The organism is Kitasatospora sp. NPDC059803 (assembly GCF_042732255.1).
Classification (GTDB): domain Bacteria; phylum Actinomycetota; class Actinomycetes; order Streptomycetales; family Streptomycetaceae; genus Kitasatospora.
On sequence record NZ_JBHWIJ010000156.1, the window covers coordinates 1 to 11,977 of the forward strand.

12 protein-coding genes and 3 tRNA genes are annotated in these 11,977 nt (G+C 70.7%); 8 read left to right on the forward strand and 7 right to left on the reverse strand.

Going from position 1 to position 11,977, the window contains the following annotated elements; all coding sequences use genetic code 11:
• Nucleotides 1–113 precede the first annotated feature (113 nt).
• The 3 genes from ACFV6I_RS23445 to ACFV6I_RS23455 all read left to right on the forward strand — a co-directional run bounded on the left by ACFV6I_RS23445 (nt 114) and on the right by ACFV6I_RS23455 (nt 4,030).
• Entirely contained in the window at nt 114–1,838 is a 1,725-nt protein-coding gene (locus tag ACFV6I_RS23445) for a DEAD/DEAH box helicase (protein ID WP_380427473.1), read from the forward strand.
• Nucleotides 1,839–1,845: 7 nt separating this feature from the next.
• Nucleotides 1,846–2,724, forward strand: a complete 879-nt coding sequence (locus tag ACFV6I_RS23450) for a protein NO VEIN domain-containing protein (protein ID WP_380427455.1) — start codon at nt 1,846–1,848, stop codon at nt 2,722–2,724.
• A gap of 142 nt (nt 2,725–2,866) precedes the next feature.
• Nucleotides 2,867–4,030 carry a DNA cytosine methyltransferase gene (locus ACFV6I_RS23455; protein ID WP_380427457.1) on the forward strand — a complete coding sequence of 388 codons (1,164 nt, stop codon included), beginning with the start codon at nt 2,867–2,869 and terminating at the stop codon, nt 4,028–4,030.
• Here ACFV6I_RS23455 and ACFV6I_RS23460 read toward each other — a convergent pair.
• Both ACFV6I_RS23460 and ACFV6I_RS23465 read right to left on the reverse strand, forming a co-directional pair.
• Nucleotides 3,968–4,414 carry a very short patch repair endonuclease gene (locus ACFV6I_RS23460; protein WP_380427459.1) on the reverse strand — a complete coding sequence of 149 codons (447 nt, stop codon included), beginning with the start codon at nt 4,412–4,414 and terminating at the stop codon, nt 3,968–3,970. The two genes, ACFV6I_RS23455 and ACFV6I_RS23460, sit on opposite strands and share 63 nt — an antisense overlap.
• A gap of 52 nt (nt 4,415–4,466) precedes the next feature.
• A complete protein-coding gene (locus ACFV6I_RS23465; protein ID WP_380427461.1) occupies nt 4,467–4,862 on the reverse strand; it encodes an RICIN domain-containing protein in 396 nt (131 codons plus the stop codon).
• 162 nt (nt 4,863–5,024) lie between these two features.
• Here ACFV6I_RS23465 and ACFV6I_RS23470 point away from each other — a divergent pair, with 162 nt between their 5' ends.
• The gene (locus tag ACFV6I_RS23470) at nt 5,025–5,360 is read left to right on the forward strand and encodes a hypothetical protein (RefSeq protein ID WP_063348325.1); all 336 of its coding nucleotides are present in this window, start codon (nt 5,025–5,027) and stop codon (nt 5,358–5,360) included.
• A gap of 29 nt (nt 5,361–5,389) precedes the next feature.
• Here the strand turns inward: ACFV6I_RS23470 and ACFV6I_RS23475 are convergent, their stop codons facing one another.
• The 5 genes from ACFV6I_RS23475 to crcB (ACFV6I_RS23495) form a co-directional block, all read right to left on the reverse strand.
• Nucleotides 5,390–6,256: a TIGR02452 family protein gene (locus tag ACFV6I_RS23475; RefSeq protein ID WP_380427463.1), complete on the reverse strand. Its 867-nt coding sequence runs from the start codon at nt 6,254–6,256 to the stop codon at nt 5,390–5,392.
• A 205-nt stretch (nt 6,257–6,461) separates the two neighbouring features.
• On the reverse strand, nt 6,462–8,729 hold the full coding sequence (locus tag ACFV6I_RS23480) for a DEAD/DEAH box helicase (RefSeq protein ID WP_380427465.1): 2,268 nt from the start codon (nt 8,727–8,729) through the stop codon (nt 6,462–6,464).
• A 1,070-nt stretch (nt 8,730–9,799) separates the two neighbouring features.
• On the reverse strand, nt 9,800–10,174 hold the full coding sequence (gene crcB / locus ACFV6I_RS23485) for a fluoride efflux transporter CrcB (protein ID WP_063348328.1): 375 nt from the start codon (nt 10,172–10,174) through the stop codon (nt 9,800–9,802).
• Nucleotides 10,171–10,521: a DUF190 domain-containing protein gene (locus ACFV6I_RS23490; protein ID WP_063348329.1), complete on the reverse strand. Its 351-nt coding sequence runs from the start codon at nt 10,519–10,521 to the stop codon at nt 10,171–10,173. Before ACFV6I_RS23490 ends, crcB (ACFV6I_RS23485) begins: the two co-directional genes overlap by 4 nt.
• Nucleotides 10,518–11,015: a fluoride efflux transporter CrcB gene (gene crcB / locus ACFV6I_RS23495; protein ID WP_380427467.1), complete on the reverse strand. Its 498-nt coding sequence runs from the start codon at nt 11,013–11,015 to the stop codon at nt 10,518–10,520. Before crcB (ACFV6I_RS23495) ends, ACFV6I_RS23490 begins: the two co-directional genes overlap by 4 nt.
• Nucleotides 11,016–11,085: 70 nt before the next feature.
• On the opposite strand from crcB (ACFV6I_RS23495), the gene ACFV6I_RS23500 reads away from it, so the two are divergent.
• The 4 genes from ACFV6I_RS23500 (at nt 11,086) to ACFV6I_RS23515 (ending at nt 11,855) form a co-directional block, all read left to right on the forward strand.
• Nucleotides 11,086–11,427: a metallopeptidase family protein gene (locus ACFV6I_RS23500; protein ID WP_063348331.1), complete on the forward strand. Its 342-nt coding sequence runs from the start codon at nt 11,086–11,088 to the stop codon at nt 11,425–11,427.
• Nucleotides 11,428–11,553: 126 nt separating this feature from the next.
• Nucleotides 11,554–11,626 (forward strand) — tRNA-Glu (locus tag ACFV6I_RS23505).
• Nucleotides 11,627–11,680: 54 nt separating this feature from the next.
• Nucleotides 11,681–11,754, forward strand: a tRNA-Asp gene (locus ACFV6I_RS23510).
• Between the two features lie 27 nt (nt 11,755–11,781).
• Nucleotides 11,782–11,855 (forward strand) — tRNA-Phe (locus ACFV6I_RS23515).
• Nucleotides 11,856–11,977 lie beyond the last annotated feature (122 nt).

The window sequence follows — 11,977 nt, forward strand, 5'->3', positions numbered from 1 at the left end:
AAAGTGGGTCACTCACCCCACACCCTTCTCGCCTACGCGATTGCCACTCCCCCCCCCCCGCCGCGGCCCCCGGGCCCGGGCCGGGGTTCCACAATGACCTCGCGCGATTGTCCATGCGGTTTGGCAACGGCGGCATGCGCGGCCATGCATCGGCCGAGATTCCGTTGGACGACTTCCTGGCCAGCCTTGAGGAGCTCGGCAGCTGGCCCGCCCCGGAGAGCGTGCAGTGGGAGGAAGCTCTCGCCGAACTGGCCGGCAGTGTCCTTGACGATGCCGAGACCGCCAGCAGGCGGCTCTCCGGTGACGTCACGGATGAATCCACCATTCAGCCGGACATGGTGCCTACGCTCCTCGGCGACACCTGGAAGGCCGGGCTGACCTCCTTCCAACGGCGTGATGTCGCCCGGCTGCTCTCGTTGCGGCACGGCGCCAACTTCAGTGTTCCCGGAGCGGGCAAGACTCGCGCCACCCTGGCGGTCTTCGCAGCCCTTCGCGAGCAACGGGAGGTCAGCAGACTCCTCGTGGTCAGCCCGAAGTCCGCCTACGAGGCATGGCAGACGGAGGCTGCACTGTGCTTCGAGCAGACCCCTCAGACAACCGTCCTGTCAGGCCAGCCAGATCCTGCCACCGAGATCCTGATCGTCAACTACGAGCGGCTCGACCGCCAACTGGCCGCCCTTGCCGGATGGCTGAAGGCTGCGCCCAGCATGCTTGTGCTCGACGAGGCACATCGGATGAAGTTGGGCTCGCAGGGAATCTATGGCGCTGCCTGCATGGCGCTTGGACCGCTCAGCAAGCGTCGGCTCATCCTCACAGGAACGCCGGCACCCAACGGCGCCAAAGACCTTGAGAACTTGCTCTCCTTCGTCTGGCCCGGTCACGGACGCCGCGTCGTCAGCCAGGCCGTCGGGGGGGGCGATCTCGCGCATGCCAGCGCGGTGCTCCGCCCTCTGTATACCCGCACTACGAAGCGCGAACTCGAGCTTCCCCCAGCCGTGACTACCATCCGGTACGTCAACATGCCCGCCCTTCACCGGGAGATCTACGACGCGCTGGCGGGACAGTATTCGTCACGGGCCGAAGCTGTCCGGTCTGATTTCGAAGCACTCGGGAAATCGATGCTCCGAATGCTGATGGCCGCGACCAGTCCCGCTCTTCTCATCGAAGGCAGCAGCGCCTACGAGCCGCTTGAGTACCGGCTTGATCCGCTGGATGCGCCAGCCAGCGCCTCATTGCAGAGCCTCATGGCGGAACTTCCGGCGTACGAAATTTCACCGAAGTACCACGAGGCCCTTCAGCTAGTGGCCATCAACGCGGCCCGGGGCCGGAAGACCCTGGTCTGGGCCAGTTTCGTGAGAAGTCTGACGACCCTCGAACTCATGCTCAAGGACTTCCGCCCTGCTCTCGTCCACGGCGGCACGGCCGACCGGGAAGAGCAGATCCGGCGGTTCCGGGAGGATCCCGACTGCATGGTGCTGATCTCCAATCCCGCCACCCTGGGCGAAGGCATCAGCCTGCACCAGGTGTGCCACGACGCCGTCTACGTAGACCGGGACTTCCAGGCCGGGCGGTTCCTGCAGAGCCTCGACCGGATCCACCGTCTGGGGCTTGCGCCCGGTACCGAGACCCGGATCACTGTCCTGGCCTGCCGTGGCTCGGTCGACGAAACGGTCGCTAAACGGCTGGAACAGAAGCTCCAGTTCATGGGCCAGATCCTTGACGACCCGGCGGTGCGACAGTTGGCCGATCTCCGGGAAGAGCCTTCTGTCACAACCGGGATGGATATGGCGGACATCCAGGCGTTCCTGGAACACCTCGATGCCACAGCTACCCGCTGAGGGAACCATGAGGGCCGCACTGCGCTGGCTCCGTGCACTGCGCACGGACGACATCTTCCGGGTGCGGGCCCTCTTCACCAGCCACGACTCGTTTTCCGACCTGACCCCCGGCCAGTACGACGACGGCCTGGCCTGGCTGCGGCGGATAGGTTTGGTGCCAGTACCTCGCCAGCCGGTCACGCAGTCCCCAACGGAGGAACGGTTGCTCCGTCTTCAGTTGCTGGACAGATCCCTTGAGGCGGCGCGTCCAGACTGGCTGGACGACAGCTCCGGCACTGCCTCCACCAAACCCGAGCTGCCGCTGGCGGGGCAGAGGCTGGCTGCCACTCTCGGTCTCAGCAGCAGTGACGCGGCGACGGCAGTCTCCAAGGCCTGGCTCGTCGAGCGCGCACGGCTCGGAGCCGCGGGGGAGAACGCCCTGGTGGCACTGCTCCAGCGCACGGTGCATGCGGAAGTCCTCCACGTGTCTGCGGTCTCGGACCGATTCGGCTACGACATCGCGGTGGAGTCAGACCGCTGCAGCGTCCACCTCGAAGTGAAAAGCACCTCAAACGCCGACGCAAGGGTGCTGTTCCTGTCACGCCATGAGTACGAGACGATGCGGGCCGACTCCGCGTGGTACCTGGTTTTCCTGGTCCTCGACCGACAGGACCGGTTGGCGTCCGTCACCACCGTCGCCCGGGAATGGATCGCCGACGTCGTCCCAGTCGACCGGCAAACCCGCAGTTCACAGTGGGCCTCGGCCCGGCTGCTGGTCCCCTCGACGGCCCTGACACCGGGGATTCCTGCGGTCAGGCAGTGGATCCGGACAGACACCGCGTCCGGCCCACCGGGCCAGAACCCGTCTGCTCTTCTTCTCGCCGGAACCGGCACAGCCCCCCAGTAGGTGAGCAGGCAGTCACACTGTCCTAGCTTCCTGGCACAATCAGCCGGAGCCACCAACAGGTGCCGACGAGTCCAGCGGGCACAGCACGCCTCCGCCTCTGCGACACTTGGCTTTTGCGTGTCACAGCAAGGGAGGACGACCCATGACGACCAGTGCCAACCGGCTGACCTCAGTCGAGATCTGTGCGGGCGCTGGCGGCCAAGCGGTCGGCCTCCACCAGGCCGGCTTCAGGCACCTCGCGCTCGTCGAGCTGGACAAGCATGCGGCTGCTGCTCTGAGAAAGAACGTGGAGCAGCGCGATGGGTGGGAATGGGAGCGGAAAAACAAAGCCGTCCACCAGCTAGATGTAAAAGAATTCGAGCCAGCCGATCGCTTGCCAAAGTTCGAACCGTTCGAAATCGACCTGCTAGCAGGCGGAGTCCCCTGCCCGCCGTTCTCGCTGGCCGGCCACCAACTCGGGCAGGACGACGAGCGGGACCTTTTTCCGACCATGCTCAAACTGGTTGGGAAGATTCTCCCCAAGGCCGTCATGATCGAAAATGTCCGCGGCCTCCTCCAGCCCGAGCACAAGTTCTCCGGATACCGGAAGCAGATCATCTCGGAGCTGGAAGAGCTCGGTTATCACGTCTACAAGTGGGACGTCATCGAGTCGGCCGACTACGGCGTCCCCCAGCTCCGGCCGCGGGCAATTCTTGTTGCCATCCACACGAAGTATTACGTGGAGAAGTTCCAGTGGCCCACCGGGAAAGCCGGGCGCACGACGGTCTTTGAGGCACTGAAGAAGAGCATGAGCGAACGCTACCGGCAGGCGAAGAAGCTCTACCCGGAACTCGCTGACCAGCTTGAGGCGAGGCATCAACACTGGAAGAGCCAGGCTCGCACAAAGGACGTCGCGCCCACTCTTGTCGGAGGCTCAAAGAAGCACGGCGGCGCCGATCTTGGCCCCAGCCGCGCCAAGGCCGCCTGGAAGGCCCTCGGCATCGACGCGATGGGCGTGGCCAACGATGCCGGCGAGGAGACCAACGTGCTCCGCGACCTCCTCGACAACAACGGCCCGAAGCTCACCGTCCAGCAGGCAGCCATCATCCAGGGTTTCCCTGAGGACTGGCATTTCGAAGGTGGGAAGACGGCCCGCTACCGTCAGGTCGGAAACGCATTCCCGCCACCGGTGGCCAAGGCGTTTGGGGAGAGCATTGCCGAGGTGCTTCGGCTCGGCCCTCGGCCAAAGGATGACCCGCAGCTGTCACCGTCCTCCACGCCGGGCTCTAACGGCGCCGTCGATGACCAGGGCACATTCCTCTGGTGACTCGTGCTCCCAGAACCTGAGGACGATCCATCCAGCTTCCTCTAGCCGGGAGTCCGTATCGCGATCACGCAAGACATTCCGGGTTACTTTTTCCGACCAATAACCTGGATTTGTTCTGGGAGAGACGTAGTGCTCGGGACACCCGTGCCAGTAGCAACCGTCCACAAAAACGGCGACCTTCGCCGGACCGAACACCAAGTCAGCCGTCCGGCGCAGGCCTGGCAGTGGACGAGCAGCCACCCGATATCGCAAGCCGCCCGCGTGGACAAGCTGCCTGATCCGCAACTCTGGCTTGGTGTCACGGCTACGGATCGCCTGCATATTCCGTCGGCGCGCTGCGGAGGACGCCCACGAGCCCTTCGGCGGGACCCAGCTGTCAGTCATGACTTCCCTACCTTGATCAAACCTCTGTCTCCAGGCTAGAACGCAGTCGACGTCAGTCCTGGCGTTCGAAGCGCCACCACTGGGCGGGCGAGTCGGTGTCCTCCCACTGATGGACGGTGGGGTCGGGGGGTGCGGCGGCGGTGAGGGGCTTGCCGCTGATGAAGCTGGTGATGGTGTAGGTGCCGGGAGCATCCACGTGGGCTTCGAGGAGCCACTCCTGGGCGCCGAAGGCGTTGGCGGACCACTGCTGGATGGGGACGCCGTCGTCGGTGGAGGCGCCGGTGACGTCGAGGCGCTTGCCACTGGCGGCGTTCTCCAGGTGGAAAAGGGCGCCGCCCAGGTGGACGGCGGTGAGCTGCCAGAGCTGGGCGTCGGAGCCGTCGTCCGCGCCCTGGCGGACGCGGGCGCCGCTGCGTCGGCTGCCGTCGGTGATCTCGGTGTCAGTCACGCTCGCAGTCTGCCAGCGGGGGCTGACAGGCCTCGTAGCCGAGGACGCCGGAGAGGACGGCGGCCTGCTGGAGACTGGAGGCCCGGACGGGCGCGGGGCGGGCGGGCTATGGTCGGAAGCCGGAACAGGAAGTCGGGACAACCTCTACGAGTGGAGTCGACGATGGCGAAGGTCCCCAACGTGCTCTCGGCCGCCGCGCCCGCCGCGCTGACCGCGGCGAGCGGCCTGGTGGGCGGTTACGGCGTCGCCCGCTGGAGCGGCCGGCGCGAACTGGGCGGCGCGGTGCTGGCGGTGGCCGGTGCCGGGGCGGCCGCGCAGTGGCACCGCAGCTCGGGCGCGGCCACCGCGGCGGCGCTGACCGGCCTGTACGTGGCGGCGTTCGGCGGCTCGCATCCGCTGGCGAAGAAGATCGGCGCCTGGCCGTCGGTCTTCGCCGTCACCGGTGTGGTCGCGGCGGCCTCGACGGCCGCGACGGCGCTGGCCGCCCGCAAGCGGTAGCGGCAACCCGGCGGCACCCGGCGGCGGCCTCAGCGCGCCGCCGCGCCGGGCTGCGCCGCCCCGCCGAACCGCGCCTCGAACGCGGCCCGGTTCGCCGAGACCGGTGAGCGGTCCCAGACCGCGAACACCACCTGTTCGAAGGCCGCCCCGTACCGGGAGAGCGCGCCCTCGAAGGCCTCGGCGACCTGGGCCGGGTCGTTGCGGAACACCCCGCAGCCCCAGGCCCCGAGCACCAGCGTGCGGACCTCGTGCCGGGCCGCCGCCGCGAGCACCCGGACGGCCCGCTCGGCGAGCACGCCCCGGACGTCCACGTCGGCCGAGCGCCGTTCCAGCTGGCCCGCGTTGGGTGCGGGCGAGGTCAGGAAGGTGACCGGGTACGGCCGCGCCAGCAGGTCACCGCCCCGGCCGCGGATCACCGGTACGTCGGGCGAGACGATCACCCGGTGGCTGTACCGGAGGTCGGTGGAGGCGCGGTGCGCCTCGTAGTAGTCCGGCGCCTCCAGCAGGCAGGTGTAGAGCAGCGCGCTGCGGCACAGGTCCTCCTCCTGGGCGCGGGCGCCGCGCAGGTAGCCGCCGCCGGGGTTGCGCGCGGAGGCGAAGTTGAGCACCCCGACCGGGCCCGCCCCGCCCTCGACCAGGCGCCGGGCGGCCTCGATGCTGCCTTCGGCCGTCACCTCCACCGCCCCGACGGGCCCACCGGGCCGACCCGGCCCGGGCCCCGGGCCCCCGCCCCGCAGCAGCGCGTCCAGCGCCGGCGGCGCGTACGACACCGTGCCGGCCCTGGCGGCCGCCAACTGCTCCCCCACCGTGACGAGTTCGCCACCGGCCGCCCGGTAGCTCCCCCGCTCGGCGATCTCCTCGTTCACCCGGGCCACGTCATGCAGTCTGCTGCTCATGTCCGGGACGCTACGGGACTTCCGCCGGGCCGCGCCACAGGTTATTCTCAGCCGCAGAACAACACCTCGGGGGCGCGAGGGGTACCGGGGGAGGTACCCGGGGGGTATCGGGGGAACGCGACGGGCCCGCTCCAGTGCATGGAGCGGGCCCGTCGTGTGTGTTCAGCTGTTCAGCTGCCGGTGGTCAACCACCGGCCGTACGGCGTCAGTTCTTCCAGCGCGGCTTGCGGTCGTCGCGGTTGAAGCCACCGGAACGGTCGCGGTCGAAGCCGCCCGAGCGGGCGCCGCCACGGTCGTCGCGGTCACGGCCGAAGCCACCACCGGAGGCCTGCGGACGGCCGCCGGAGCGGTGGTCGTCACGACGCGCGAACGGACGGTTGTTGCTGCCGCCGCGCTCGTCACGATCCCGGCCGAAGGACGGGCGGTCACCGAAGGTGCGGGCCGGGCGGTCGCCGAAGGAGCGGCCACCACGGTCGTCACGGTCACGGTTGAAGCCACCGGAACGGTCGCGGTCGAAGCCACCACCGGTGCGGGCCGGACGGTCGCCGAAGGAACGGCCGCCGCGGTCGTCGCGGTCACGGTTGAAACCGCCCGAGCGGGCGCCGCCACGGTCGTCACGGTCACCGAAGGAACGGCCACCACGGTCGTCACGGTCACGGTTGAAGCCCCCCGAGCGGGCGCCGCCACGGTCGTCGCGGTCGCGGTTGAAGCCACCCGAGCGGCCACCACGGTCGTCGCGGTCACCGAAGGAACGGCCACCACGGTCGTCACGGTCACGGTTGAAGCCACCGGAACGGCCACCACGGTCGTCACGGTCGCGGTTGAAGGCCGGACGCTCGGTGCGCGCCTCGCGGTACGACGGCGTGCGCTCCTCGGCCTGCGGCGCGGCGGCCGGAGCCGGCGCCTCGGTGGCCGGGGTCTCCGCAGCGGCCTCGTCGCCCGCCTCGGCGGCCGGGGCCTCGTCCTCGATGCCCAGCTCGGCCCGCTCGCGGGCGGCCCGCGCGGCCAGGCGGTCGGCCTCCTCGCGCAGCTCGGTGGTGCGGCGCTGCGCGCGCTCCAGCTGGCGGGTCATGTCGGCGAGCTCGCGCTCGGCGGCACCGGCGATGCCGGCCGCGCTCTCGGCCTGGACCTCGATCAGCGAACGGGCGCCGGTGATCTTGGCGACCTCGGCGTCGAAGGCGTGGTCGAGGATGTGGCGCGAGGCGTCGACGCCCGCGTCCTCCATCAGGCGGAAGACGCCGCGGCGCTGGTGCGGCAGCACCAGGGTGACGACGGCGCCGGAGCGCCCGGCCCGGGCGGTGCGGCCGGAGCGGTGCAGGTAGTCCTTGTGGTCGCCGGCCGGGTCCACGTTGAGGACCAGGTCGATGCCGTCGACGTGGATGCCGCGGGCGGCGACGTCGGTGGCGACGACGACGTTGACGTAGCCGTCCTTGAAGTCGCCGAGGACGCGGGTACGGGCGCCCTGGGTCATCCCGCCGTGCAGCGCGTCGGCCTTCACGCCGGCCTCGATGAGCTGCTCGGCGACGCGGTCGGCGCCCATCTGGGTGCGGACGAAGATGATCGTGCGGCCCTTGCGGGCGGCGATCGCGTTGGTGATCGGCGCCTTGTCCTTGGGCTTCACCACGAGGATGTGGTGGGTCATGGTGGTGACCGCGCCGGCCGACGGGTCGACCTCGTGGGTGACCGGGTTCTTCAGGTAGCGCTTGACCAGGGTGTCGATCTCGTTCTCCAGGGTGGCGGAGAACAGCAGGCGCTGGCCACCGGCCGGCACCTGGTCGAGGATCTCGGTGACCTCGGGCAGGAAGCCCATGTCGGCCATCTGGTCGGCCTCGTCGAGCACGACGGTCCGGACGTCGGCCAGCTTGGCGCTGCCGCGGTTCAGCAGGTCGCGCAGACGGCCGGGGGTGGCGACCAGGACGTCGACGCCGCGCTCCAGCGCGTAGATCTGGTTCGACATCGAGGTGCCGCCGCAGACGACCTTGAGCTTGAGGCCGAGCACCGAGCCGAACGGCTCCAGGGCGTCGGCCACCTGCATGGCCAGCTCGCGGGTCGGGACGAGGATCAGGCCGCGCGGGTGCTTGGGCTTGGTGCGCTCGCCGTCGGCGAGGCGGGTCAGCAGCGGCAGGCCGAAGCTGAGGGTCTTGCCGGAGCCGGTACGGCCACGGCCCAGCACGTCCTTGCCGGCCAGGGCGTCCGGGATGGTCGCGGCCTGGATCGGGAACGGGGTGGTGACACCGCGCTTGGCGAGGGCGCGCACGACGTCGTCGTGCAGGCCCAGGTCGCCGAAGGTGATGGTGGGCTCGGCGGGCTCCTCGGCCTCGACGGCGTCGGCGTTCAGCTCGACGTCGGCGTCGGTGGGCTCGACGGCCTCAACGGCCTCGACGGTGTCGGTGAGGGTGTCGGCGGTGTCGGTGACATCGGCGGCGGCCTCGCTCGCGGGCATGGCGAAGCGGGCGTCGTCAACGAGAGACATGTAAAACCTTCCGGAAGTGGCACGCGCCAAAGTCCGGGGGTTCTGTTTCACAACCGCCTCTATGCGGTCAGCCACGGATCGCCGGAACGCGCCAAGGGCGCCAGATGGGAATAGGGCGCCAGTCAAATGAATCAAACGAACGATCTACCACCATAGACGAACCTCGGGATCAGAGGCAAATGCCCTGGCCAGACCGCTAATGCCCACCCGCATGCGGGCTCGGGGCCGAGGAACCGGAGTTACCGGCCGAGGGCTCCGGGGTCGGTGGGAGGGTCGCGGCCGGTGAGGTGTGCTCGGGCTCGGGGGACGTCGAGGGGCGGCTGCTCGGCGTGGCCGACGACGTGCCCGCCGTACCGCCGGAGCGGCCCTCACCGGTGCCGCCGGCCCCGCCCGCGCCCCCGGTACCCGCCGCACCGCCGGTACCGGCCGACGCGCCGCCGCCCGGCCGGGGCGCGGGGCTGGCACTCACGCCCCCCGCCGAACCGTTCGCGCCGGTGCCGGCCGGCGCGGGGTCCACGGCGGGCGCCCCCGGCACCGGGACCACGCCGGCGGCCGCGCCGTTCACGCCGGGCGCCACCTCGCCCGCCGCCGTGGCCGTCGCCCCGGCCGGCGCGTTCTCGCCCTGCAAGCCCCCCGGACGCTCCGGGCGCCCGGACGCACTCCCCGGATGCACGCCGCTCGGCGAGGCCGACGGCCCGCTCGTCACCCCCGGCTTGCCCGCCGGACCGACCTGCCCGACCGGCGCCACCCCGCGCTTCACCTCCACCTCCGGACCGACCGACATGCACCCCGTCAGCCCCAGCCCGGCCACCGCCAGCACCGCCGCCGCACGCACCGAAGCCGTACGCGCCGAAACCGCACGCGCCGAAGCCGTACGCACCACCGCCCGAACCGCCCGCACCGAAGCCACCGAGCTCCCTCTCCACCGCCCCACCCGGGCCGCCCACTGCTCGCGCGGCCGCTTTTCGGTGCCCAACGCGCGCCCGCCCCGACGGGACACGGGCAGCGCGCCAGGAAGCGCCCGGGCCGCCTCCGCCACAGCCCGCCGAACCGGCAGACCGGCGGCCTGCTCAGCCCCAGAACGCCGAGGCCAGCCCCGCCCCCGCGTACACCGCGGCCAGCCCCACCACCACGCTGCCCACCACGTTCGCCAGCGCGTACCGCCCCGCCCCGGTCTCGACCAGCCGCAGCGTCTCGTACGAGAAGGTCGAGTACGTGGTCAGCGCCCCGCACAGTCCCGTCCCCAGCAGCACCTGGACCTGCGGGGACGCGGCCCCCGCCGCCACCGCCCCGGTCACCAGGCCGAGCACCATGCAGCCGACCGCGTTCACCGCGAACGTCCCCCAGGGGAACACCGAGTCGTGCCGGGCCTGCACCGCCCGGTCGGTCAGGTACCGCAGCGGCGCGCCGACCACCGCGCCCGCCACCACCAGCAGCCAGTTCACCCCGAAGCCCCTTCCCGCCCCACGTACCTGACCACTTCGCAGCGGTCCAGCAGCACCAAGCCCTCCGCCACCAGCCCGTCCAACTGCGGCAGGAACGCCCGCACCCGCTCCTCCTCGTCCACGATCACCACCGCCACCGGCAGGTCCTCGCTCAGCGACAGCAGCCGCGCCGTGTGCACCAGCGACGACGCCCCGAACCCCTCGATCCCCCGGAACACGCTCGCCCCGGCCAGCCCCGCCGCCCGCGCCCGGTGCACGATCTCGCTGTACAGCGGCCGGTGGTGCCAGCGGTCGTTCTCCCCCACCAGCACGGTCAGCCGCAGCGCCGGCCCGCTCAACCTGCTCACCGCACGCCCCCGCCACCACGGGCGATCAGACGGCGCGTCAGCCCGGCCGCCACCCACACCGCGCCGAGCGCGCCCAGCAGCGTCAGCCCCAGGTACGCCAGCCCGAGCCCGAGCCGCCCCTCCTCCACCAGCCGCCGGATGTCCACCGCGTACGTCGAGAAGGTGGTGAAGCCGCCCAGCACCCCGGTGCCGAAGAACGGCCGCAGCAGCGGGTGCGCCGGACGCCCCTCGGTGATCACCACCAGGAACACCCCGATCACCGCGCACCCGACCACGTTGATCAGCAGCGTCGTCCACGGGAACGCCGCCGGCCCGTTCGCCCAGGCCAGCCCGGCGCCGTACCGCGCCACCGACCCGATCGCCCCACCCACCGCGATCACCACCACGGCCGGCCCCTGCCCGCGCCACACCGGCGGCCGCCTCCGGGCGACCGCCCCTTCGCCCACCGGCCGGGTCCGCGCCGGTCCGTCCACCGTGCCGTCCGAGGTCGCCATAACCCCATCAAACACCGGCTCCCGCCGTCTGGCACAGCGTCACTCCAGACCCGACAATGAACCGGTGGAGATGACCCGGGACGAGTTCGAGACGCTGGTCAGCGACGCCCTCGACCAGATTCCCCCGCAGCTCGCGGCCATGATGGACAACGTCGCCGTCTTCGTCGAGGACGAGCCCGACCCCGCCGACCCGGAACTCCTCGGCCTCTACGAGGGCACCCCGCTCACCGAACGCGGCGAGTGGTACGCGGGCGTCCTGCCCGACCGGATCCTCATCTACCGCGGCCCCACCCTCCGGCACTGCGAGACCCACGACCAGGTCGTCGCCGAAGTCCGCACCACGGTCATCCACGAGGTCGCCCACCACTTCGGCTTCGACGACCACGAACTCGACGAACTCGGCTGGTCCTGACCCCCGCCCCAAGCGGCCCTCGGGCGGCCCCCACCCACCCGGCCGAAACCCGTTTTGGCGATTCGCCCTGCATCCCATATGCTTCTCGACGTCCCCGAACGCTGGGAACAGCGGGACAGGCCGCAAGCCCTCATCGTCTAGTGGCCCAGGACGCCGCCCTTTCAAGGCGGTAGCACGGGTTCGAATCCCGTTGGGGGCACGCAGTACCGTAGTAAAAGCAGTGCCGCAAGACCTTAGTGGGAAACCACTACAAGGTCCCGTGGAGCAGTTGGTTAGCTCGCCACCCTGTCAAGGTGGAGGTCGCGGGTTCAAGTCCCGTCGGGATCGCTCGTCTCGCAAGAGACGGTGCAGTACGGCCAGGTAGCTCAGTTGGTACGAGCGTCCGCCTGAAAAGCGGAAGGTCGCCGGTTCGACCCCGGCCCTGGCCACAGATCGGAAGCCCCGCCCCCCGGGGCACGCGCGGGGGGGGGCCCAGCGGAGCGGCGCGCGCGGCGCGGGCGGGGGGGGCGGGGGCGGGCCGGCCGCGGTGGGGGCCGCGGGCGCTGGGGGT